This is a genomic window from Nonomuraea sp. NPDC004702, assembly GCF_053601695.1.
Window position 1 is genome coordinate 1 of record NZ_JBSGCE010000099.1, and the last position, 22428, is coordinate 22428.

The window sequence follows — 22428 nt, forward strand, 5'->3', positions numbered from 1 at the left end:
GGCCCGCCTCTCCAACTTCAAGGTGCCTCACCTGCGCCGCCGCATCGGCTGCGTCTTCCAGGACTTCAGGTTGCTCCTCGCTCCCCGCACGGGGAGCGGCTTGCGGGCGGGCAGTGGACCGCGCGCCAGGGGCGGGCCGGTCGCGAGGATCGGCCCGCAGGCGTGGTGCGGCGGCTCCTGGCGCCGGGCGAGCGCGCAGCGCGGCCTCAGGTGAGCGTGCTCGGCGTGGTGCCCTCCGGGCCGCCCCACACGTCGTCGTCCTCGGCGAGCCAGGTCGAGTTCTCGCTGTCGTGCTTCTCGCCGCTCTCGCCGCCACGAGCGGGCATTCCGCCCATCATGCCGGGAGCGACGAACCCGGAGCCGCCGCCGGCGCCGTACATGGCGGCGCCCGCCGCCCCGCCCCCGCCCACGCCCGCCGCTCCGAAGCCGCCTCCGGCTCCCGATCCCGCGCCGCCGTAGGGCGAGCCGCCCGTCGTCGTGGGAAAGGCGCTGTTGGGCATCCCCGACAAGGACGGGTCGTACCCGGCCAGGTTCGCGGTGTCGCCGCCGGTGCCCGACGGCAGGCCGGCGGTCGAGACCGGCGGCGTGGAGCCCAGCGAGGCGCCGTTCAGGGCCGAGGAGTCGGCCCCGCCGTACGGGTTGTCCCCGGCGTCGTAGCCCTGGACGCCGCCGACGTTCACGCCGGAGCCGTTCGTGCCCGAGCCGTCGGGATAGTGGACCGCCGGGTAGGCGCCCGTTCCCCCGTCACCCGGCACCTTGCCGTCGATGTACCCGGGGCCGCCCGGCACGGCGTCCGGACCGATCGAGGAGACGGGGATGTTGCCCGCCCCGCCCTTGCCGCCCAGATCCGGCGCGCCCGGCACGCTCCCACCGCCGTTGTTGAAGTCCGGCAGCTCCGGGACGCTCGGGTCCGGCAACGCGGTCTGGACCTCGACGGGCAGCTGCTTGTAGTGCTCGACGATGCGCTCGTTGACCTTCTTGAGGTGCTCGACGGCCCGCTTGTCCCCGCGGTACAGCCGGTAGAACGGCACCCGTCCGGCCCAGTCCACGTCGCGGTCGGTGCGCGAGTCGTGGTCCATCGACTCGACCACGTTGGCCTGCGCCCAGTTCAGCGTCTCGCCGTACGCATGGACCGGGCGGCCCATCTCGCCGAGCTTCCTGGCCAGCTCGCGCACGCTGGCGTGCAGGGTCTGGAGCTGCTTCTGCGTCTCGACGGCGGCCGGCCCCGTGTAGTTCTTGGCCAGCTCGGCCGCCTTGGCCTTCAGTTCACCGGCGAAGCCGTTCAGCAGCGTCTCGGCCCGCGTGTAGTAGAGGCCGGCGAGCTTGATCGACTCCGGGTCGGTGGCGTCGATCCACTTCATGACCTTTTCGAGCGTGTCGCTGAACATGCTTCCCATGAACGACACCTCCGGGGTGGAGGTGTCGACCGGGCCGGTGTTGTAGACGAGCTTGAACGTCTGCTTCTTGGGCTCGGCCATGGGTGTCAGGCCTCCCGCCGCGCGGCGGCTTCCTCGGTCGCCTGCTCGGCGCCGTCGGAGGCCTTGGAGATTTCGAGCAGCGCCTCCACCGTGCTGTCGCCCTGCCCGACCATGGCGGCGTACAGGCCGCTGGTGGAACCCGGCTCGCCGATCAGCTGGGAGTAGGCCGAGTTGACCGCCAGCCCGAAGTGCATGGCGGCGGGCCACTCGCCCATCTGGTCCTGGCTGAGCGCGCAGTAGCGCTGGAGATCGGGCAGCGAGCCGGCGCCCTCGGGCAGCTTCGGCCCGGGGGCCTTCTGCCCCGGCGCGGTCAGGAACTGCGTCACCGGCGGGAGCGTGGGTGTCTTCAGCTTCTTGAGCATCTCGCTCAGCTCGCCGGCGATGCGCTTGATCTCCGTGCGGTTGGTGTAGTTGTCCTTGTCCCCGTCGAGACCGGGCCAGTTGGGGTCCAGTTCGAGCGCCATGGCCGCCTCCTTAGCCGATCACCGGTGAGATGGAGCCCTCGTGGTGGCTCCACACGTCGTTGTCCTCCTTCAGGAGGGTCGAGGTCTCGACCTGTCCCTCCTCGGGGGCCGGTCCGCCGCTGCCGCCGAACGGCATGAACGGCATGCCGGCGCCGCCCATCGCGCCCGTCCTGGCCGCCGCCGCGGGCGCGCTCCCCTGGACGTACGACCCGGGGCCGCCGATCACCGCGGGCGTCCCCGCGGACGGCGAGGGGTAGGCGGGCTGGGTCACGAACGGCTGGTTCGGGGTGCCGGGGTACCCAGGGGTGGTGGTCGGGTGGTAACCGGCGGTCTCGGTGGCGCGCGGGTCGCGGACGTCCACGTCCTGCGACTGGGTGGCGCGGTCGCCGGTGGTGTTGTTGTCGAGCACGGGAGGCGTGGTGCCGTCGCCGGTGGTGGCCGAGCCGCCGGTCCCTGATCCGGCGCCCTGGCCGCCCGGCTGGTCGGAGCCGGGGGTGTCCGTCCCGGGGGTGTCCGGCCGGTCGGTGCCCGGGTTGTCGCCGCCGGGGGTCTGGTCCCCGGGGCGGGGGTCGGTGCCGGTGCCGCCGTCGTGGCCGCCGGTGCCGCCGCTGCCCGAACCACCGGAGCCGCCCGAACCGCCCGAGCCGCCCGATCCTCCGGAGCCGCCGTGCGTGCCGGAGCCGGTCGAGCCGCCCGTGCCGCCGCTGTCATGGCCGCCGCCGGTCCAGTACGAGCCCTTCCCGTACGGCGAGCGGTCGGTGAGCGGCATGTCCCGTTCGGGAGCCGGCGCCTCGGCGGGCTTCACCTCGGGCAGCTCGACGACGACGCTCTCCGGGATCCGGAAGTCGTACAGGTCGACGATGTGGTTGTTGAGCTTCTCCAGCGCCCGCCGGGCCACGTCGGCCTGCATCTCCGTGGGCGACTTGGTGGGGCCCGGCCCGGGCTCCGGCACGTTGTGCGAGGTCACGGGCCCGAGCACCGGCGGCGTGACCGACGACGACGGCGTCGCGGACGGCGGCTTCGGCGCCGCGCCGGGCGAGGGCGCCGGGACCGCCGTCTTCTGGTTCTTGGCGGCCTCGACCTCCTCGATCGCCTTGGGCAGGTAGTCGCGCCCGTACAGGATCAGCGCCTCGGACATCTTGTCCATGGCCTCGGCGATCTCGCGCCCGGAGGCGTGGAGCAGCTGGAGCGCCCGCTGCGCCTGGGCGGAGGTGTCCGACCGCCAGGCGCCGGACAGATCCTTGCCGATCTGCGGCAGCGCGTCGGCCACCCCGCGGATGACCTTGGCCACCTGCTTGTAGGACAGGCCCCGGTCGTGCACCTCCATGGCGGAGGTGGCCTTGAGCCATCCCTCGATCTGCTCCCGCGACGCGGTGACCGGCTCGCTCTTCGGCCGCCGGGAATTGTCACGGATGTCGACCTTGCGCTCAGCCAACGCTGCTCACTCTCGGCCCGGGTTCGTCTTGGCGTAACTGTCGGCGCTGTCCCTGATGGCCTTGACCAGCTTCTGGCAGCACTCGACGTAGTCCTGGTACAGGGCGGTCAGCAGCGCTCCGCGGCCCTCCATCGACACCTGGCCGCCGGGGTCCGCGCCGGTGCTGCCCACGCTGTGCGCCAGGGCGCTGGCCGCCGGCCACCGCCCGATGTGCTCCTCGCCCAGCGCGAAGTACCTCGTGAGGGTCTCGACCGAGCCGGTGACGCCGTCCCTGTTGCCGCCGGCGCCCTGCGTGAGCGCCAGGGCGATCTCCAGGTCGTCGGCGATGGCCCGCATCTTGCCCACGTTGTAGTAGAGCTCGGCGTCGGTGTCGTCGAGCCCCGGCCACGGTTCGGGTTCGAGCCCGGCCATGATCCTCCCATCACCAGGCTCGGCCACCGCGCGGGTGGCCGAGCAGAAGATGTCAGCCGTCGTACCAGATGGACTTGTTGCGGTTCTCGGCCGCGCGGTAGTTCTCGTTCGCGATCTGGACGGCCTTCTGCAGCTCGTCCAGCTGCCCGCGCATCTGGGCGGCCGCGGCCTGCCACTTCTGCTCGTGCTGCCGGAAGAACGTCTCGGCGCCGTCCGGGCCCTCCCAATGGCCGGCCAGGTCGTTCTTCAGCCGGGCCATCAGGTCGTCGGTGGCCTTCTCGAAGGAGCCGAGGATCTTGATGAAGTCGCCCTGGGCGAGCTCCATGTGCCCAAAGTTGACTTTGGTGAAGTCGAGCTCAGCGGACACCGCGGTCCCCCTCCTACTTGATGTCGACGTTGATCAGGGACTCGACGCGGCCCATGCCGGCCTGGACGTCCTGGTCGGCCGCGGAGTAGACGACCGCGTTGACGCCCATCTTGTCGGCGATCCCCTCCAGGTCGGTCCGTACGTTCCGCATGGAGTTGTCCCAGTTGGTCATGGCGTTCTTGAACCGGGCCGCCGCCGGGCCGAGCCAGCCGGTCGCGAGAAGACCGTTGGCGGTCGTCTCCACCGCCGTCCTCAGACCCTCGATGTACTGGGCGGTGTCCACCACGTGGCCAGAGGCCACCTTGATCTGGCTCGGGCTTGCCCCAAAGAATTCGGACACTTGTCACCTCCGTAACGATCATTTCGGTCGCTAAACCATATAAGCACCAAACTGCCCAGGAGTAACAGCAGACCCAATGGCCAAGATGTAACAACTTCTCGACATGTCAGCAAACGCCCTGGTCAATCACAGGTCCAGTTCGCGGCGGATTCTGTCGAGTTCTCCCATTACGTCCTCAAACGCCCGCTCGTAGCTGGCCTCGGCCTTGCGGACCTCGCGCAGCGCCCGGTCGGGGTTCTCCAGCATGCGCATCGGGTTGCCGTGCACGCCGAAGATCTCGGTCAGCAGCTCGTCGGCCTGGCGTTGCAGGTCGGCGGTCGCCGCCGCGATGGCCTCCTTGATCCGCTCCGACAGCTCGGCGGCGCTCAGCCGCATCGCCTTCGGGTGGATGTCCAGGGTGCGCAGGCCCTCCTGGGCGTACTCGACGACGACCAGGTGCCCTTCGTCCTCTCCCCTGCCCACCAGGGCGGACATGGCCTTCTGCAGCTCCTCGGACTTGCTCAGCTGCTCGTCCATGCTGTTCAGGAGCCGGTCCATGTCGATGTTGCCGAAGTCCCCGAAATCCGTCACCGACACCATCCCTCCCATAGGGCACATCGGTGCGAGTTAACCACAATCAGGGCTTCGTGATGTTCACTTCGGGACGAGCCGGCTAACCGGCCAGGCCGCGTACCCAGGCGTAGACCTCCAGCACCCCGAGCGCCAGCGGCACCAGTGCGACGATCAGCGCCCATTCGAGGATGTCGGCGGCCCTCCCCCAGAACGGCGAAGGCCTGCCGCCGGGCAGCCACACCCCCATGCCGACGACCACCATGGCCGCCCACAGCAGCCCGAGCACCACGGCCACCGAGGCCACGCCGCCCACGCCGACCCCGACGGACACGGCCACCGCGCCGAGCGCGGCCAGCCCGACCAGCAGCAGCCAGAGCCGCTGCCCGACGCCCTGGAACACCCGGGCCCGCATGATCTGCGTGAACGCCAGCACCACGGACATCGCCACCGAGATCCACCGGCCGTCCGCGACGAACAGCGCGTGCGCCCCGGCCCCGACCAGCGCGACGCCCACGACCATGCCGGTGGCGTACCGCCGCGCCGCGCCGGTGCGCTCCAGCACCGAGGCGCTGTCGAGCCGCTGGTTGTCGCCGCGCAGCTCCTCGGCGTTGGTGGGCATGACCGGCAGCGGCACGCGGGCCAGCCGGAACGACAACACGGGCACCAGCGGGCTGAGCGCCATCACGACGGCCGCGCCCACGGCCGCCACGCCCGCGGGCGACGCCCCCGTCACCATGACGACGGCCGCGCAGACCGCGCCGGTCATCGAGGCGATGGCCGTGCCGAGGAAGCCCGGCACGCCGTCCGCGATCGCGGTGCCGCCGAGCGTGGCCACCAGCGCGGTGCAGGCCAGGGCCCCGAGCAGTTGCGGCGAGCCGACGGTCATCAGCCCGCCGCCGGCCGCCGGGGCCAGCAGCCCGGCCAGGAACGCGTACGGGAGGGCGGCGTACCCGATCAGCGCGCCGGAGCCGGAGTCGCCGACCGCGCGCGAGATGGCCATCCCCACGCCGACGATCAGCAGCGCCAGCGCCCCGGCCACGATCGCGGTCACCATGGGGGTCAGGCCGCCGAAGGCCAGCGCCACGGCGCCGGCGACGAGCAGCCCGCAGGCCGCCCCGCCGCCGAGCCCGCGGGTCAGGTCGGGTGACCACTTGCCCTTGCCCTCGCGCACGCCGGTGGCGACCACGTCGGCGACGTCGTCGAACCTGGTCGGCGGCAGCGACACCGCGCGCGGGCGCAGGTAGAGGATCTCGCCGTCCAGCACGCCCAGCGCGCCGAGACTCTGCCCCAGGTCGAAGGGCGGGCCGCCGAGCCGCTGAAGCGTCCAGCCGGGCGCGGTGGCGATGTCGCCGCCCAGCTCGCCCATGGCTCTGAGCAGCCCCGGCAGGACGTGCGGCAGCGGGATGTCGGCGGGCAGTGCCAGGTCGGCCTTCCTGCGCGGCCCTACCACCGTCACGTGGCACAGCGGCGGGAGCGGAGCGGGCACCTGGTGCAACGCGCCCTGCTGTGGAGGGGGGATTTCGGCCAGCGATGTCACAAACACAACATAGCGAGACAGAGTTAACTCAGACCTCAACTCGGACGTTAGGCACATCTGGTAAGAAGGTTCTTCCGAGCACCAGAAGGGCCTGTCACAAGGGTGAGCATCGTCGTAGTACGGCGCCCGGAGCGCCGCCCCAGCCCGAAGCCGCCGCGCGGTGAGATCCTGCTGGAGTCCCCACCGGAGATCCCAGAGGTCCAGTCGCAAGGCATGATGGCGGTGCTGACGTACCTGCCGATGGTGGCGGGCGCGGCGGCGATGGGCCTGATGTTCACCGCCGGGGGCACCAACGCCAACCCCATCATGTACGTCGCCAGCGGCCTGTTCGCGTTCTCGATGGTCGGCATGACGGTCGGCCAGATGGGCCGCCAGGCCGGCGAGCGCAAGGCCCGGCTCAACGGCGCCCGCCGCGACTACTTCCGCTACCTGGCGCAGATCCGCAAGAAGGTGCGCAAGGCGGCCATCCAGCAGCGCGAGGCCCTGGAGTGGAGCGGCCCGGCCCCCGACACCCTGTGGTGGACCGCGATGGGCCCGCGCCTGTGGGAGCGCCGCCCCCGCGACGAGGACTTCAGCACCGTACGCCTCGGCACCGGCATCCAGAAGCTGGCCGTCCAGCTCATCCCGCCGGACTCCAAGCCGGTCGAGGACCTGGACGCCCTGTCGGCCGGCGCGCTGCGCCGCTTCATCCGCACCCACTCGACCGTCGAACGCCTCCCGGTCGCCGTCGCGCTGCACTCCTTCTCCCGCATCAAGCTGGACGGCGACCCCGCCCTGGTCCGCGACCTGGTCCGGGCCATGATCGCGCAGATGGCCGTCTTCCACTCCCCCGACGACATGCGGATCATGGTGTGCGCGAGCAAGGAGTGGATGAGCCACTGGGACTGGGTCAAGTGGCTGCCGCACGCGCTGCACCCGGAGGAGACCGACGGCGCCGGCCAGGTCAGGCTCATGGCCGAGAACCTGGCCCAGCTCGACCGCCTGGTGGGCGCGGAGCTGAAGGAGCGGGCCCGCTTCAAGCCGGGCGCCTCGCCGGACGCGCTGCCGTACCACGTGCTCATCCTGGACGGCGGGCACGTGCCGCAGGACTCCCAGCTCGGCGCGGACGCCATCGACGGCGTCACCGTGATCGACCTGTCGAACTCGGCCGGGACCGTCGAGGAGCGCAGCACGCTGCGGCTGCGCATCGACGCCGCCGGCTTCCACATGGTCAAGCTGGACCACGCGGGCCGCGAGAACACCAACCGGCTCGGCGACCCCGACGCGCTGGACTACCTGCGCGCCGAGGGGCTGGCCCGCCAGCTCGCGCCGCTGCGCGCCTCCTCGGCCAAGGGCGGCGACGCCCAGGACGTGCTGGCGGTGAACACGACGCTGACCGAGCTGCTCGGCGTCGGCGACCCCACCCGCCTGGAGCCGTCGGTGACCTGGCGGCCCCGCGCCGGACGGAACCGGCTGCGGGTGCCGATCGGCCTCGGCGCCGACGGCCGGCTGGTCGAGCTGGACATCAAGGAGTCCGCCCAGGGCGGCATGGGCCCGCACGGCCTGGTCATCGGCGCGACCGGCTCGGGCAAGAGCGAGCTGCTGCGCACGCTGGTGCTCGGCCTGGCGGTCACGCACTCCTCGGAGATCCTCAACTTCGTGCTCGTGGACTTCAAGGGCGGCGCGACCTTCCTCGGCCTGGACGGCCTCTCCCACGTCTCCGCGGTCATCACGAACCTGGAGGACGAGCTGCCGCTCGTGGACCGCATGCACGACGCCCTGCACGGCGAGATGGTGCGCCGCCAGGAGCTGCTGCGCGCGGCCGGCAACTACGCCTCCCTGCGCGACTACGAGAGGGCCCGCGAGCAGGGCGCCAACCTGCGTCCGCTGCCCACGCTGTTCGTCATCCTGGACGAGTTCAGCGAGCTGCTGACGGCCAAGCCGGAGTTCATCGACCTGTTCGTGATGATCGGCCGGCTCGGGCGCTCGCTCGGCGTGCACCTGCTGCTGGCCTCGCAGCGGCTGGAGGAGGGACGGCTGCGCGGGCTCGACACGCACCTTTCGTACCGGATCGGTCTGCGCACGTTCTCGGCCATGGAGAGCCGGGTCGTGCTGGGGGTGGCCGACGCCTACGAGCTGCCGTCCGCGCCGGGCAACGGGTACCTGAAGTTCGACACGTCCGGCATGACCCGGTTCAAGGCCGCGTACGTGTCCGGTCCCCACCAGGTCGACCCGCGGCACGTCGCCACCACCGACGGCTCGGTGACGGTCCGGGAGATCGTCGAGTACGGCCCCGACTTCGTGCCCGTCCCGATGGTCGAGGAGCCGCCCGAGGACCCCGCGGCGCAGGAGGAGAGCAACAAGGCGCAGCAGAGCCTCCTGGACATCGTCGTCGGCCGCCTGGTGGGCCAGGGGCCGCCCGCGCACCGCATCTGGCTGCCGCCGCTGGCCGAGCCGCCCACGCTGGCGCACCTGCTGCCCCCGCTGACGGTCACGCCCGAGCTGGGGCTGTCCACGGCCGGGTGGACCGGCCGCGGCCGGTTGCAGGCCGTGGTGGGGATCATCGACCGGCCGTTCGAGCAGCGGCGGGACCCGTACTGGCTGGACCTGTCCGGCGCGGCCGGGCACGTGGGCGTGGCCGGCGGCCCGCAGAGCGGCAAGAGCACGATCCTGCGCACGCTGATCACCAGCATGGCGCTCACGCACACCCCCCGCGAGGTGCAGTTCTACTGCCTGGACTTCGGCGGCGGCGCGCTGGCCTCGCTGGAGGGGCTGCCGCACGTCGGCGGCGTGGCCTCCAGGCTGGACGCCGACCGGGTGCGCCGCACGGTGGCCGAGATCGCCTCGATCCTGCGCGACCGGGAGCGGGAGTTCACCGAGAACGGCGTCGACTCCATGAGCACCTACCGCAAGCGGGTCGCCGACGGCTCGCTCCAGGGCGACGGCTGGGGCGACATCTTCCTCGTCGTGGACGGCTGGCTGACGATCCGGCAGGACTTCGAGGCCCTGGAGCCGGTCATCACCGACCTGGCGGCGCGCGGCCTCGGCTACGGCATCCACGTGGTGGCGGCCACCGGCAAGTGGTCGGAGTTCCGGCCCGGCATCCGGGACCTGTTCGGCACGCGGGTGGAGCTCAAGCTCGGCGACGCGTACGAGTCCGAGATCAACAGGAAGAAGTCGCTGGCCGTGCCGGAGGGCGTGCCCGGACGCGGCCTGACCAAGGACGGCCTGCACTTCCTCGGCGCGCTGCCCAGGATCGACGGCGTGCAGGACTCCGACGACCTGGCCGCCGGTCTCCAGGGCCTGGTGCAGGCGATCGGGGACTCCTGGCAGGGCCCGCCCGCCAAGCAGGTCAGGCTGCTGCCGTCGGTGCTGCCCGCCGCGTCGCTGCCGGGCGTGGAGGAGACCGGCAAGTCGCGGATCGCGATCGGCGTGGACGAGGCCGCGCTCGCGCCCGTGCTGATCGACTTCGACGCCGACCCGCACTTCGTCGTGGTCGGCGACACCGAGAGCGGCAAGTCCAACATGCTCAAGGTGATCGCCGAGAACGTCGTCGCCCGGCACACGCCGCGCGAGGCCATGATGATCGTGATCGACTACCGCCGGTCGCTGCTGGACACGGCGGTCAGCGAGAACCGCATCGGCTACGCCGCCTCCAGCGCCGCCGCGCTCGAACTGGTCAACGACGCCCGCAACGCCCTGCTCAAGCGCCTGCCGCCGGCCAACCTCACGCCCGAGCAGCTGCGCGCCCGCGACTGGTGGAAGGGCTCCGACCTGTACATCGTGGTCGACGACTACGACCTGGTGGCCACGTCCAACAACCCGCTGCTGCCGCTGGTCGAGCTGCTGCCGCAGGCCCGTGACATCGGCCTGCACCTGATCATGTCGCGGGCCATGGGCGGCCTGGGCCGGGCCATGTTCGACCCGGTGATCCAGCGCATCAAGGACATGGCCAGCCCCGCGGTGATCCTGTCCGGCAGCAGGGACGAGGGCTTCCTGTTCGGCAACGTACGCGCCCAGCCGCAGCCTCCGGGACGCGGCTTCGTGGTGGACAGAAGGTTCGGCTCGCGGCTGGCGCAGACGGCGTTCTGGCCGCCGGCGGAGGAGGAGTGATGGCAGGACTGGACATTCACTTCGAGGCCCTGGACGACTGCCGCATCGCGGCAAAGACCGTGGCGGGCAAGTTCGGCGACCTGGCGGAGGGCTTCCCCGCCGGCGCCGCCGACTCCTCGATCTTCGGCAAGCTGGCCGACTCCGCGGCCCTCGCGACCGCCGTGGACCAGGTGGAGAGCGTCGCCGACCGCGAGTTCGGCAAGGCCAAGAGTCTCGTCCAGAGCGTCGAACGCGCCCTGGACCTGGTGGAGAGCAACGTGCGGAAGGCGAACTCCCCGGCATGAGCGCACCGGAGGCGATCAACGCCCTGCCCGGCGGTCCCACGCTGGCCGCGCTGGCCGGGCAGGTGAGCGGCGACCCGGGCGCGATCCGCAACATCGCCAAGCGCTGGCGTACGGCGGCGGGCAAGGTGCTCGCCGACTCCGGCCAGCTCGGCAGCGCCGTCACCACCGTGGACCTGGCCTGGGAGGGCGACTCGGCGGACGCGTTCGTCCGCTACATGGGGGACTACGGCAGGGCCGGGCAGGGCCTGCACGACGCGCTCAACTCCTGCGCCGACGCGCTCGACGCCGCCGCCGGCGTGCTGGAGAGCTCCCAGCGCCAGGTGGACGGCATCTGCGACCGCCTGCTCACCCGCGTCCAGAACCACCGGACGGCCAACCCCGACGCCAAGCAGGATGACCTGGACGCCGAGATCGGCCGCCTGGTCCGCGAGGAGACCGAGAACGCCAGAAAACCGGTCAAGGACGCCAAGGACGCCGTCACCGACGCCAAGAACGCCATCGGCACGGCGCTGGGCGAGCGCACGACGACCTTCGCCAAGATCAAGGCGGCCGGCGACCAGGAGTTCGTGCCGGACGCCGGGCACCGGTTCGACTGGCGGCGTACCCAGAGCTACACCTCGCCCTATTCGGGCACCGGCGGCAGCCCCATCATCGGCGGCTACGGCTCCAGCGGCCCGCCCCCTCCCGCGGGCGGCGGGCCGGCGCCCACGGGCAAGGTGAAGCAGTGGATCGAGGAGGCCGTCGCCATCCTCAAGGAGCACGGCTACCCGGTCGGGAAGATGAACGTCGACGACATCTGGATGATCATCCAGCACGAGTCCGGCGGGAACCCGCACGCGATCAACCTGTGGGACTCCAACGCCGCCGCCGGACACCCCTCCAAGGGGCTCATGCAGACGATCGACCCGACCTTCGACGCCCATGCCCTGGACGGCCACCGGGACATCTACAACCCGGTGGACAACATCATCGCGGGCGTGCGCTACTCGATCGAGCGCTACGGCAGTGTGTCCGCGGTGCCGGGGGTCGTCGGCATGAAGACCGGCTCCGGCTACCGCGGATACTGAGACCTGGCGCCTGTACGGGGTTCGGATCTCCCGGCCGCAGGAGGCTTCGGATCCATGAGGCGTCCGGCAGGTCACGTCATGCCCGATGGCCTACCACGGCCACCGGGCATGACGCAGGAGATCCGTCCGATCTCGATTCTGTACCGGGCCTAGCCGCAGTTCCCCCAGTCCGCACTGGTGTTGCCCGAGCCCGCGCTGCCCGCGTAACGCACGCACTTGCCCTTGGCGGGGAGCTTGACCGGGCCGGCGTAGTACTCGTAGTTGCCGCTGTCGGTGCTGCTCGGGCCGCCCTGCACCTCCAGGGTCGCGCTGACCGGGGTCGCCTTGCCGACGTCGGGGCCGGACTTGAGGGTGACCACGCAGTTCTGACCCGTGCTGCTGCTGTAGAGCTGGTACGTCGTGCCGCCGGCGAACGGCGTCGACCGCTGGACCACGAAGCCGGATCCGCACACCTGCGTCGGCGTGTAGGGGTTCGGCGTCGGCCTGGTCACCGGCGGTGCGGTGGTCTTGGCAGGCTCCGGCGCCCGGGTAGGCCTCTGGGGGTTGGGCTCCGGCGCCTTCGTGGGCGTCTGGGTCGGCGCAGCCTGGATGGGCTTCTCGGTCGGCTTCTCCGTGGGCTTCTGCGTCGGCTCCTCGGTCGGCTTCTCGGTCGGCTTCTCGGTCGGCTTCTCGGTCGGCTTCTCGGTCGGCTTCTCCGTGGGCTTCTCCGTGGGCTTCTGCGTCGGCTCCTCGGTCGGCTTCTGCGTCGGCTTCTGGGTGGGCGTCTCGGTCGGCTGCTGCGTCTGCGTCGCGGAGGGGGTCGGGGTGACCGTCCTGGTGACCGTGGCCGTCGGCTCGGGCTCCTTGGTGGTCTTCCGCTCCTGCACGGTCGGCTGGATCGTCGGCACCGTCAGCTGCTGGGTCGCCGTCGGCGTCGGCACCGTGGTCAGCACCGGCACCTGCGGGGTGTCGGCGGAGGTGTCGTCGTCCGGCAGCACCAGCGGGCCCACGCCGTCGTCGTCGGGGGACGGCGTGGTCGCCCAGGGGGCGGTGACCTCGGGCTGGGGCTGCGTGGGCACGGTGGTGACCGCCTTCTGGGCCGCCGCCGCCGCGCCCGAGCTGGGCGACGCCGAGCCCGCCGCGGCGGCGGGCTCGAAGGTGACGCTGGAGGAGTAGCGGCTCGCGCCCCACAGGCCGATCGCCGACAGCAGCATGACCGCGACCACACCGGCGACCAGGCCGATGGGGAACGGCTTGCGCGCCGGTCCGGTGCTGCCCGCACCGGCCATCGCGGGCTGCGCCGGCTCCACGGGCGGGTTCTGCGGTCCGGACGGCGGCCCCCAGGCGGCCTGCACGGGCACCGGCGGGTACTGCACCGGCACGCCCTGCACCGGCTCGTCGTTCACGGGAAGGTGCTGCATCGGGCCGGGCTGCATCGGGCCGGGCTGCATGGGGCCGGGCTGCATGGGGCCGGGCTGCATGGGCTCATGCCCCATCGGGCCCTGCGGCGGCACACCGGGCACGAACGGGCCGGGCTGCATCGGGTCGTGCGCCATCGGGCCGTTGGGGATCGGGCCGTTCGGGATCGGGCCGTTCGGGATCGGGCCGGGCTGCATCGGGCCGTTCGGGATCGGAGCGCCCTCGATGGCCAGGGGCAGCACCGGGGGCTGGCCCGGGACGGGCGGCTGGCCCGGGACCGGAGGCTGGCCCGGCACGGGCGGCTGGCCGTCGATCAGGGTGACGAGCTCCGCCGGGTCGGACGGCGCCATCGGCGACGGCGGCATCTGCACCGGCACGCCCTCGATCGGCGCCGCCGGCATGGGGGCCTTGTCGTCCCCCAGCAGGCGCAGCAGCGCCGTGTACGTCGTGGGCCGCCCGGACACGTCCTTGGACAGCGCCGCGAGGACCGTCTGGCGCAGCGGATCGGGCAGCCCGTCCACCTTGGGCTCGTCCGTGAGCACGGCGTGCGCGTCCTGGCCGAACGGCGCGGAGCCGGTGGCGGCGAACACCACGGTCGCCGCCCAGGCGAAGACGTCGGCGTAGGGCCCGTACTGCAGGCCGTTGAGCTGCTCGGGGGCGCGGTAGCCGACCTCGCCGGCCGGGTCGCCGATCTCGATGTCGGTGACGCGCAGCCCCTCGCCGGTGAGGATCACGTTGTCGGGGGTGAGCCCTCGGTGCGCGAATCCGGCCAGGTGCACCGCGGTCAGCGCGGTGAGCATGCCGACCGCCACGCGTTCGAGCGCGTCGCCGGTCAGCGGGCCGTCGGCGGCGACGGTCTCGGCCAGCGAACGTCCCTCGACGTGCTCACGTACGACGTAGAGCAGGCCGTCCTGGACGCCGGCGTCGAGCGTGCGGGCCACGTACGAGCTGGACACCCGGCTGACGTCCTTGAGCCGGGTCACGAAGTCCGGGTCGGCCGCGGGGTCCACGGTCAGCGTCTTGATGGCGACCGGATCGGCGTCCTCGGACTCCTTGCCCAGATGAACGGCGCCACGCGGGCCCTGTCCCAACAGGCTCACGATCTCGTGATCGCCGATCCGCTCCGGTACTGCTGCCTGGGGGGAGTCCTTCTCCACCATGACCGTCCTTTCAGGAGTCCGTCATGATCAGAGACATTTAACCAAATAAGCCCCATAAGCATCAGCAGTTTCGGGCGGCCACTCTTACAGTTAACCGTCAATTCTCCCGATATCCGGCGGCGAGCCAGGGCGCCAGCGCCGCCTGCGTCCCATGGGAACGAACACCCAGGCCGCCAACGCCACCCCGACCAGCGAGAACCCGCCCGCCGCGACCACCGTCGCGACCTCCATCGACCGCTGGTCCGGCGGCACGGCCTTGCGCACGACGGTCGCGGGCAGCGGCGGCGGCACCGGCGGCGCCACGGCCACCTGCTCCGACGGCAGCACCGCGGTCACCGCGAGCAGCGGGTTCACCATCCCGGCGCCGGTGCCCGTCCCGGACGCGCCGTCGGCGGTCAGCGTGATGCGCCTGCGCACCTGGAGCTGCGTCAGCCCGGGATGCCGCGCGCGGACGAGCGCGACCACGCCCGTCACGTACGGGGCGGCGTAACTGGTGCCCTTCAGGGCGGACTGGTACCCCTTGAGCGGCCAGGTCGAGCTGACGCCCTCCCCCGGGCCGAGCACGGCGACCGCGTTGGGGTTGGAGAACGTCGAGCGCCCGCCGTCCGGGGTCGCCGAGCCCACCGACAACACCCCGTCGTACGCGGCGGGGTAGGAGGGGGTCGAGGTGCCGTCGTCGTTGGACAGGTTGCCGGCGGCGGCGACGATCACCACGTCCCGCTCCAGCGCGTAGTCGACGGCCGCCTTCAGGTCGGGGGTGTTGGAGGCCTCCACGGAGACGTTGATCACGTCGGCGTGCTCGTCCACGGCCGTCTTGATGGCCTTGGACAGCAGGCCCACGTCGCCCCTGTCGCCGGTGACGTACTTGATCGACAGCAGGCTCACGCCGGGGGCGACGCCGTGGAAGGGGATGTCCTTGCGCGGCTGGCCGGCGATGAGCCCGGCGACCGCCGTGCCGTGGCCGACGCAGTCGCGAAAGCCGGTGTTGGTGAGGTCGGCCTTGCCGCCCAGCCGGATCTGGGGGTGGGTCTCGTCCACGCCGCTGTCGATGACGGCGACCGTGACGCCCCGGCCCGTGGTCAGCGGCCACACCTTCTCCGCGTTGACCCGCCGCTGCGCCCAGGTCTCGGCGATCGCCATGGTGGCCTTCTTGGGCGTGCACCGCACGGGCGCGGCCTGCGCCGGCGCCGCCGCGAACTGCAGGGCGAGCACGCTCGCCGCCAAGGCGCGACCAATCATGGAGAAAGAGCGTAGCCTGCCCGATCCGGGAGGAAAGCTCCCCTCACGACGGAAGAAGCCCCGGCGGCGGGCCAGGGCCCCTGTCCGTGCTCACTGCGTGGCGGACTCGATGTTCCGCTGGTACGTGCCGATGACCCGGGAAGCCTCCTGCAGCTCCTCGGTCATGCGCTGGAAGGCCGTGCGGTAGTTCTGCCAGGCCTGACTGAAACGCTGGGCTCCGGGGCCCGTCCACGCGGTGCCGACCTTGGCCGCCTCGCGGTCGAGCGCGGTCATGATGGTGCGGAGCGCCTCTGACTGCTGCGTGAACTGGCTGGCCATCTGCTGCATTTCCGCGGGGTTGCCGCCGAGCATACTCTGGCTCATGCATACCTCCTGGAACTGGTGAAAGCGCCCTCACCATAAAGCGGGCCACCGCCCGTCGCCCCCGTTATGCCGAGCGGCTATGGTCGTCCAGAGGATTATTCGGATCTAAAGGAGTGATCCACTCATGCGCGAGGTCGTGGTGACGGGTGGCGGCACCGGCATCGGTTACGCGATCGCCGAGGCGTTCGCCGCCCTCGGCGACCGCGTCACGATCACCGGCCGGCGCGAGCACGTGCTGAAGGAGGCCGCCGCGCGGCTGGGGGCGGCGTACGTGCCGTTCGACGCCGCGAGCCCGGCCGCCGTCCAGGGCGCGCTCGACAGCCTGCCCGCCCACGTGGACGTCCTGGTCAACAACGCCGGGGGCAACACGAACCTGGAACGCGAGCAGTCCGGCGACCTGGCGGACGTCGCCGGGGCGTGGCAGGCCAACCTCAACGCCAACCTGCTGTCCGCCGTGCTGGTCACGACCGCGCTCGCGCCGCGCATGGGCGAGGGCGGCCGGATCGTCTCCATCGGCTCGATCGCCGCGCGCGGCACCGGGTCCGGCTCGTACGGCGCCGCCAAGGCCGCCGTCGAGTCCTGGACCGCCGACCTGGCCGCCGAGCTGGGCCCCCGGGGCATCACCGCCAACGTCGTGGCTCCCGGCCTGGTGATGGAGACCGAGTTCTTCCGCGGCAGGCTCACCGAGGAGGGCATCAGGGCCCGCGTGCAGAACACGCGTAACGGCCGCCCTGGCACCCCCTCCGACGTGGCCGATACCGTTCTCTTCCTGGCATCCGCGGGAGCCGGGCACATGACGGGGCAGGTGCTGCATCTGAACGGCGGCGCGTACCTCGGCCGCTGAGCACTCACGAGGACCACGAGGAAGGGACGAAGGTCGGTGCGGAAGGTTCTGATCGCCAATCGCGGCGAGATCGCCGTACGGGTGGCCCGCGCGTGCACGGACGCGGGGATCGGCAGCGTGGCCGTCTACGCCGACCAAGACATCGACGCCCTGCACGTCAGGGTGGCCGACGAGGCGTACGCGCTGGGCGGGCAGTCCCCCGCCGAGACCTACCTCGACATCGCCAAGCTGCTCGACGTCGCCGCGCGCTCCGGCGCCGACGCCGTCCATCCCGGCTACGGCTTCCTGGCCGAGAACGCCTCGTTCGCCGAGGCCGTCATCGAGGCCGGCCTCACCTGGATCGGGCCGCCCCCGGCCGCCATCGCCGCGCTGGGCGACAAGGTGCAGGCCAGGCACATCGCGCAGAAGGTCGGCGCGCCGCTGGTGGCCGGCACCAAGGACCCGGTCTCCGGCGCCGAGGAGGTCGTGGCCTTCGCCGAGAAGCACGGGCTGCCGATCGCGATCAAGGCCGCGTACGGCGGCGGCGGCCGCGGCATCAAGGTCGCGCGCAGGCTGGAGGAGGTCGCCGAGCTGTACGAGTCCGCCGTGCGCGAGGCCGTGGCCGCCTTCGGCAGGGGCGAGTGCTTCGTCGAGCGTTACCTCGACCGTCCCCGGCACGTCGAGACCCAGTGCCTGGCCGACCACGCGGGCAACGTGGTCGTGGTCAGCACCCGCGACTGCTCGCTCCAGCGCCGCCACCAGAAGCTGGTGGAGGAGGCGCCCGCGCCGTTCCTGTCGCCGGAGCAGATCGACATCCTCTACACCAGCTCCAAGGCCATCCTGAAGGAGGCCGGCTACGTCGGCGCGGGCACCTGCGAGTTCCTCGTCGGCCAGGACGGCACGATCTCCTTCCTGGAGGTCAACACCCGCCTGCAGGTCGAGCACCCGGTGAGCGAGGAGGTCGCGGGCGTCGACCTGGTGCGCGAGATGTTCCGGATCGCCGACGGCGAGCTCCTGGGCTACGACGACCCCGCCCTGCGCGGCCACTCGATCGAGTTCCGGATCAACGCCGAGGACGCCGGCCGCAACTTCCTGCCCGCCCCCGGCACGCTGACCGCCATGCGCGCCCCGGCCGGGCCCGGCGTCCGCCTCGACTCGGGCTACGAGGCCGGGATGACGGTGCCGCAGACGTTCGACTCGCTGGTGGCCAAGCTGATCGTGACCGGGCGCACCCGTCACGAGGCTCTCGACCGGGCCCGGCGGGCGCTGGCCGAGTTCGAGATCGACGGCATGCCGACGGTGCTGCCCTTCCACCGGGCGGTCGTGACCGACCCGGCGTTCACGTCGGAGCCGTTCGCCGTACACACGCGGTGGATCGAGACCGAGTGGGACAACCCGGTCGAACCGTACGCAGGCGAGGTGGCCACCGCGCCGGCAGCTCCGGCGGCGCGCGAGACGGTGACGGTCGAGGTCGGCGGCAAGCGCCTTGAGGTGGTGCTCCCGGCCGGGCTCGGCATGGCCGGCCCCGCGCCCGCCGCGGCCAAGGCGCCGCGCCGTTCCGGCGGCGCGCGCAAGCACGCGACGGCCGGCGGCGACGCGCTGGTCAGCCCGATGCAGGGCACGATCGTCAAGGTCGTCGCGAACGACGGCGACGTGGTGAGCGAGGGCGACACGGTCGTGGTGCTGGAGGCCATGAAGATGGAGCAGCCGCTGACGGCCCACAAGTCGGGCACCGTCACGGGCCTGTCGGCCGCCGTCGGCCAGACCGTCACGTCGGGCGCCACGATCTGCGAGATCAAGGACGCCTGAGCCCGCTCCCCTGTGCCTGCGCGCCGTCGCAGGCAGGTAACGTGCCCAGTGAGGAACTTTGCCGACCGCCCGTTCGTCCTCATGGGCGAAGGAGGCTTGCTGCCAATGACCCATTCGCTGCGCCGAGCAGGGGCCGCGATCGCGGCTCTGATCGCCGGGCTGTTCGTCGTTCTCACGCTGTCCCCTGCCGCCAACGCGGCGGCGGCGCCACCTGACGCACAGACTGTGGTGCAAAACTGGAAGAAGGCCCCGCTCTACGTGGTGTCGGGCTCCCCCTTGAGCTCCAGCCAGCAGAGTGACATCAACGACGCGCTGAAGGACGCCGACAGCAAGATCTACGCTGTCGCGCTGCCCGACGGCACCTTTGACAACTCCACCGTCGGGCCGTACCTGTCGTCGCTGGGCAAGGCGCTGGTCGAGGCCGGTCGCCCCCGGGTGACGGTGGTGGTGTTCGACGGCGAGACGATGTTCGCCGGGTCCAACGCCCTGCGGAACAACCTCGCCGGCCAGCTGGTCAAGCTCTCGGTGGACGCCAACTCGGGCGACATCGTCGCGGGCGTGAAGGACTTCGCGAACCGGGTCGACGCGGCGGGCAAGAACGACCGCAGCGGCGCCCTCAGCCCCAGCAGCCAGGCCAATCCCGGCGCCGGCGGCCAGTTCGCGCTGGTGGCCCTGCTCGGCCTGCTGGTGGTCGGCGGTGGCGGCTACTTCCTCTACTCCAAGAACAAGAAGAAGAAGCGCGCCATCCAGGAGGCCAAGGACCTCGCCGCGGTCAAGCAGACCGTTGAGGAGGACGTCACCAAGCTGGGCGAGGAGATCACCGAGCTCGACACCGACGTCACCCTCGCCGGCCAGGGCGGCGGGCACATCACCGAGTGGCAGCAGGCGCTCGACTCCTACGAGAAGGCCAAGGTCCAGCTCAACGCGGTCCAGCGGCCCGACCAGGTCCGCGAGGTCACCCAGACCCTTGAGGACGGCCGTTACGCGCTGGCCGTGGTGAAGGCCAAGGTCAACAACCAGCCGATCCCCGAGCGGCGCGCTCCCTGCTTCTTCAACCCGCAGCACGGCCCGTCGGCCCGTGACGTGCGCTGGGCCCCGCCCGGCGGCGCGGTGCGCGACGTGCCGGCCTGCGCGATGGACGCCGAGGCCGTCGAGCGCGGCTTCGACCCGCAGATGCGCGAGGTCATGGTCGACGGTCACCGTCGCCCCTACTACGACGCGGGCCCGGCCTACCAGCCGTACGCCTACGGCTACTACGGCGGCTTCGGCGACATCATGACCGGCATGTTCATCGGCACGATGATGGGCAGCATGTTCCACGGCGGCTGGGGCGGCGGCGGCTACGGCGCCGGCTACGCCGAGGGCTACCAGGACGGCGGCGGCGGCGACCTCGGCGGCGGTGACTTCGGCGGCGGCGGCGACTTCGGCGGCGGAGGCGGCGGCTGGGGCGACTTCGGCGGCGGCGGCGGCGACTTCGGTGGCGGTGACTTCGGCGGCGGCGACTGGTAAACCCCTGCGCCGCCCCTGACGGGCGCGCCCTCCCTTTCCGGGGGGCGCGCCCTTTTCGCGTTCCGGTGTCAACCTTCCCGGCCCGCTTCCGGGACAGGCACATGGCCGTCGCCGTCCTGCTCGCCGGCGACCGGCACCGGGCGAGGAGCTGCTGCAGGACTGCCTGGTGCGGCTGTACGTCCGTCGGCGGCGGGTGCGGTCCGCCGACCCGCACGCCTACCTGCGGGGGACGGAGGTCAGGGGAGCCGGCCTGGTTCGTCCACCACGCCCGCCGCCAGGTCGGCGCTCGCGTAGAACGTGCCCTTGCGGGCCAGCACCTCGCCGCCGAGGACCTCGTCCTGGAGGTTGTCCACGCGCCTGCCGAGGAAACGGTAGGTCGCGGCGTCCAGCACCAGGTACGACCGCGAGACGATCCGCCCCTGCGCGTCCCGCGTCGACCCGCCGGGGACGGAACCGGCCGGCTCGTAGGCGACGCCGATCCCCGCCCGGCCCGCCGCGTCCCGTACGCCGAGGTCCACCCGCACTCCGGGCAGCTCGGCGAGCGCGCGGAAGACGGCGGCCTCGACCCGCGGCGGCATGGGGACGCCCGCGTCGAGGTAGACCGACAACACGCGGAACGCCCGCGCGTCCGGCTGCTCCGCGTCCGCGCCCTTCGGCGAGGTCGACCAGTGCCGATCGCCCCTGACGTGGTCCAGCAGCGCGGCGGGATCGGTGGGCAGGTCGGCGAACTTGGCCGCGTACTGCCGGGGTGTCAGGTCGTCGTCGCCCGGGTCGGGGGTGATGTCCTGGAATTCCAGGGGGCCGCCGTTCTGGCGGAGGGCCTGGCGGGTGCCGTCGTACCGGGTCCAGTATTCCTGGACCGTGCCTCGCTCCTCGCCGGGCTGCTTGACCAGGTCCTTCCGGTACAACCACTGGTCGGGCCGCGGCTCGTGGCGCCGGCGGCGTCCCTCGGCCACCAGGGCGGCTTGGCGCAGCACGGTCTCGGCCCGTACCGGCATGGTGGTCACGGCGTCCGGCGGGGGCGGGGCCGGGGCGTGGGAACCGTTCACCGCCACGACGACGACGGCGGCGGCGGCGGCGGCTGTCGCGACGGCCAGCAGCGACGGCACCGCCCAGAACCGGCGCCGCCTCCGGGCCCGGGCTCGGCCCGACGCCGGGGCCGACGCCGGGGCGAGGGCTCGGGCGCGCACGGCGCGCAGGCGGTCGGCGTCGGGTTCGGGGGCGTCCGCGCGCAGCTCGCGCAGGAGCGTGAGGTCATCGTCCACGGCCGGGATCCTCCTCGTCGGTGTCGTAGAGGGCTGACGGGTCGATGCCGCCGAGGGCCGCCCGGGTCTTCCTCCTGGCGCGGTGCAGGCGCGACCGCACGGTCCCGATCGGGACGCCGAGCGCGCGGGCGACCTCCTCGTAACTGAGGTCCGCCCAGGCGATCATCAGCAGCACCTCGCGGTCCGGCGGCGACAGCGTCGCGAGCGCCCCCGCCAGCTCGCGGTGCGCCGCCCCGGCCGACACGCGGGCCGCCACCCGGTCGGCGTAGCTCTCGGCCACCGCGTCGAGGCCCGTCCTGGCCAGGGCGCGGTAGGCCCTGGTCTCGGTACGGCGGTGCTTGCCGATCAGGTTGGCGGCGATGCCGTACAGCCAGGGGCGGGCGTCGCGGTGGGCGGTGTCGTAGCGGGCGAGACGGCGGAAGGCGTCCAGGAACGTCTCGGCCACGATGTCGTCGGCCAGCGAATCGCCCAGGCGGCGGGTGACATATCTGTGGAGCGCGGGGGCGTGCCGGTCGTACAACGCCGAGAAGGCGGCGGGGTCGCTGCGGGCACGTCTGATCACCTCCGCGTCGTCCACCTCGGTGTCCTGCGTCAAACTCTTGGCTCCGTTCTTCGGGCTGAACACCCCCTTTCACCCGATAGCTCGGATCCGGTTCTCGTACAGGCCACGAAGGGCTTCGCCGATGGGCGCGCTTCGCGCGACGTGGGCTCAGGCTGCGTCCATGTGGGGGCAAGCCCCCACACCCCCAGCGGGGGGGGGGGGGGGGGGGGTGAGAGCCCCACAACAACAACACCACAAACCAAACAAAGCAAAAACACAAAAAAAAGACAGAAC

19 protein-coding genes and 1 pseudogene are annotated in these 22428 nt (G+C 72.1%); 7 read left to right on the forward strand and 13 right to left on the reverse strand.

What is annotated here, in order from left to right:
• Positions 1 to 76, forward strand: a pseudogene (locus ACWEJ6_RS49830) (cell division ATP-binding protein FtsE); the annotation flags it as partial.
• A 130-nt stretch (positions 77 to 206) separates the two neighbouring features.
• On the opposite strand, the gene ACWEJ6_RS49835 reads toward ACWEJ6_RS49830, so the two are convergent.
• From ACWEJ6_RS49835 to eccD, 8 genes are all read right to left on the reverse strand, one after another.
• Complete coding sequence (locus ACWEJ6_RS49835; protein WP_452432514.1) at positions 207 to 1478, reverse strand: hypothetical protein; 1272 nt, start codon at positions 1476 to 1478, stop codon at positions 207 to 209.
• Positions 1479 to 1483: 5 nt separating this feature from the next.
• The gene (locus ACWEJ6_RS49840) at positions 1484 to 1942 is read right to left on the reverse strand and encodes a hypothetical protein (RefSeq protein ID WP_452432516.1); all 459 of its coding nucleotides are present in this window, start codon (positions 1940 to 1942) and stop codon (positions 1484 to 1486) included.
• 10 nt (positions 1943 to 1952) lie between these two features.
• Complete coding sequence (locus ACWEJ6_RS49845; RefSeq protein ID WP_452432517.1) at positions 1953 to 3377, reverse strand: hypothetical protein; 1425 nt, start codon at positions 3375 to 3377, stop codon at positions 1953 to 1955.
• A gap of 6 nt (positions 3378 to 3383) precedes the next feature.
• Positions 3384 to 3788, reverse strand: a complete 405-nt coding sequence (locus ACWEJ6_RS49850; protein WP_352361899.1) for a hypothetical protein — start codon at positions 3786 to 3788, stop codon at positions 3384 to 3386.
• Between the two features lie 52 nt (positions 3789 to 3840).
• A complete protein-coding gene (locus tag ACWEJ6_RS49855) occupies positions 3841 to 4155 on the reverse strand; it encodes a WXG100 family type VII secretion target (protein WP_357994585.1) in 315 nt (104 codons plus the stop codon).
• A gap of 13 nt (positions 4156 to 4168) precedes the next feature.
• Entirely contained in the window at positions 4169 to 4495 is a 327-nt protein-coding gene (locus tag ACWEJ6_RS49860; protein WP_358282492.1) for a WXG100 family type VII secretion target, read from the reverse strand.
• A 126-nt stretch (positions 4496 to 4621) separates the two neighbouring features.
• On the reverse strand, positions 4622 to 5065 hold the full coding sequence (locus ACWEJ6_RS49865; protein ID WP_452432519.1) for a YbaB/EbfC family nucleoid-associated protein: 444 nt from the start codon (positions 5063 to 5065) through the stop codon (positions 4622 to 4624).
• Positions 5066 to 5147: 82 nt separating this feature from the next.
• Positions 5148 to 6503: a type VII secretion integral membrane protein EccD gene (gene eccD / locus ACWEJ6_RS49870; RefSeq protein WP_387668995.1), complete on the reverse strand. Its 1356-nt coding sequence runs from the start codon at positions 6501 to 6503 to the stop codon at positions 5148 to 5150.
• A 183-nt stretch (positions 6504 to 6686) separates the two neighbouring features.
• On the opposite strand from eccD, the gene eccCa reads away from it, so the two are divergent.
• Genes eccCa through ACWEJ6_RS49885 form a run of 3 tightly spaced genes read left to right on the forward strand, consistent with a single transcriptional unit; the run spans position 6687 to position 12027 of the window.
• Complete coding sequence (gene eccCa, locus ACWEJ6_RS49875; protein WP_452432521.1) at positions 6687 to 10676, forward strand: type VII secretion protein EccCa; 3990 nt, start codon at positions 6687 to 6689, stop codon at positions 10674 to 10676.
• On the forward strand, positions 10676 to 10960 hold the full coding sequence (locus ACWEJ6_RS49880) for a hypothetical protein (RefSeq protein WP_452432523.1): 285 nt from the start codon (positions 10676 to 10678) through the stop codon (positions 10958 to 10960). Before eccCa ends, ACWEJ6_RS49880 begins: the two co-directional genes overlap by 1 nt.
• A complete protein-coding gene (locus ACWEJ6_RS49885; protein WP_452432524.1) occupies positions 10957 to 12027 on the forward strand; it encodes a transglycosylase SLT domain-containing protein in 1071 nt (356 codons plus the stop codon). The genes ACWEJ6_RS49880 and ACWEJ6_RS49885 overlap by 4 nt, the downstream gene beginning before the upstream one ends.
• A gap of 149 nt (positions 12028 to 12176) precedes the next feature.
• Here the strand turns inward: ACWEJ6_RS49885 and ACWEJ6_RS49890 are convergent, their stop codons facing one another.
• The 3 genes from ACWEJ6_RS49890 to ACWEJ6_RS49900 all read right to left on the reverse strand — a co-directional run bounded on the left by ACWEJ6_RS49890 (position 12177) and on the right by ACWEJ6_RS49900 (position 16187).
• A complete protein-coding gene (locus tag ACWEJ6_RS49890) occupies positions 12177 to 14585 on the reverse strand; it encodes a protein kinase domain-containing protein (RefSeq protein ID WP_452432525.1) in 2409 nt (802 codons plus the stop codon).
• Between the two features lie 90 nt (positions 14586 to 14675).
• Positions 14676 to 15824, reverse strand: a complete 1149-nt coding sequence (locus ACWEJ6_RS49895) for a S8 family serine peptidase (protein ID WP_387669005.1) — start codon at positions 15822 to 15824, stop codon at positions 14676 to 14678.
• Positions 15825 to 15914: 90 nt separating this feature from the next.
• Positions 15915 to 16187, reverse strand: coding sequence for a WXG100 family type VII secretion target (locus ACWEJ6_RS49900; protein WP_352326956.1), 273 nt, complete (start codon positions 16185 to 16187; stop codon positions 15915 to 15917).
• Between the two features lie 124 nt (positions 16188 to 16311).
• Here ACWEJ6_RS49900 and ACWEJ6_RS49905 point away from each other — a divergent pair, with 124 nt between their 5' ends.
• From ACWEJ6_RS49905 to ACWEJ6_RS49915, 3 genes are all read left to right on the forward strand, one after another.
• The gene (locus ACWEJ6_RS49905; RefSeq protein ID WP_452432526.1) at positions 16312 to 17031 is read left to right on the forward strand and encodes an SDR family NAD(P)-dependent oxidoreductase; all 720 of its coding nucleotides are present in this window, start codon (positions 16312 to 16314) and stop codon (positions 17029 to 17031) included.
• 36 nt (positions 17032 to 17067) lie between these two features.
• Positions 17068 to 18819 carry an acetyl/propionyl/methylcrotonyl-CoA carboxylase subunit alpha gene (locus ACWEJ6_RS49910; RefSeq protein ID WP_387669010.1) on the forward strand — a complete coding sequence of 584 codons (1752 nt, stop codon included), beginning with the start codon at positions 17068 to 17070 and terminating at the stop codon, positions 18817 to 18819.
• 105 nt (positions 18820 to 18924) lie between these two features.
• Entirely contained in the window at positions 18925 to 20328 is a 1404-nt protein-coding gene (locus ACWEJ6_RS49915; protein WP_452432528.1) for a hypothetical protein, read from the forward strand.
• 236 nt (positions 20329 to 20564) lie between these two features.
• Here ACWEJ6_RS49915 and ACWEJ6_RS49920 read toward each other — a convergent pair whose 3' ends face one another.
• Positions 20565 to 21593 (reverse strand): CU044_5270 family protein, encoded by a 1029-nt coding sequence (locus tag ACWEJ6_RS49920; protein WP_452432529.1) that lies wholly within the window; start codon positions 21591 to 21593, stop codon positions 20565 to 20567.
• The gene (locus ACWEJ6_RS49925) at positions 21583 to 22188 is read right to left on the reverse strand and encodes an RNA polymerase sigma factor (RefSeq protein WP_364326042.1); all 606 of its coding nucleotides are present in this window, start codon (positions 22186 to 22188) and stop codon (positions 21583 to 21585) included. Before ACWEJ6_RS49925 ends, ACWEJ6_RS49920 begins: the two co-directional genes overlap by 11 nt.
• Positions 22189 to 22428 lie beyond the last annotated feature (240 nt).

What these genes read in the sequence shown, in the direction of transcription:
- ACWEJ6_RS49900 (WP_352326956.1), bottom strand. Translation starts at nt 16,187, where the DNA reads ATGAGCCAGAGTATGCTCGGCGGCAACCCCGCGGAAATGCAGCAGATG.
- ACWEJ6_RS49840 (WP_452432516.1), bottom strand. Translation starts at nt 1,942, where the DNA reads ATGGCGCTCGAACTGGACCCCAACTGGCCCGGTCTCGACGGGGACAAG.
- ACWEJ6_RS49850 (WP_352361899.1), bottom strand. Translation starts at nt 3,788, where the DNA reads ATGGCCGGGCTCGAACCCGAACCGTGGCCGGGGCTCGACGACACCGAC.
- ACWEJ6_RS49890 (WP_452432525.1), bottom strand. Translation starts at nt 14,585, where the DNA reads ATGGTGGAGAAGGACTCCCCCCAGGCAGCAGTACCGGAGCGGATCGGC.
- ACWEJ6_RS49885 (WP_452432524.1), top strand. Translation starts at nt 10,957, where the DNA reads ATGAGCGCACCGGAGGCGATCAACGCCCTGCCCGGCGGTCCCACGCTG.
- ACWEJ6_RS49895 (WP_387669005.1), bottom strand. Translation starts at nt 15,824, where the DNA reads ATGATTGGTCGCGCCTTGGCGGCGAGCGTGCTCGCCCTGCAGTTCGCG.
- ACWEJ6_RS49915 (WP_452432528.1), top strand. Translation starts at nt 18,925, where the DNA reads ATGACCCATTCGCTGCGCCGAGCAGGGGCCGCGATCGCGGCTCTGATC.
- ACWEJ6_RS49905 (WP_452432526.1), top strand. Translation starts at nt 16,312, where the DNA reads ATGCGCGAGGTCGTGGTGACGGGTGGCGGCACCGGCATCGGTTACGCG.
- ACWEJ6_RS49835 (WP_452432514.1), bottom strand. Translation starts at nt 1,478, where the DNA reads ATGGCCGAGCCCAAGAAGCAGACGTTCAAGCTCGTCTACAACACCGGC.
- ACWEJ6_RS49880 (WP_452432523.1), top strand. Translation starts at nt 10,676, where the DNA reads ATGGCAGGACTGGACATTCACTTCGAGGCCCTGGACGACTGCCGCATC.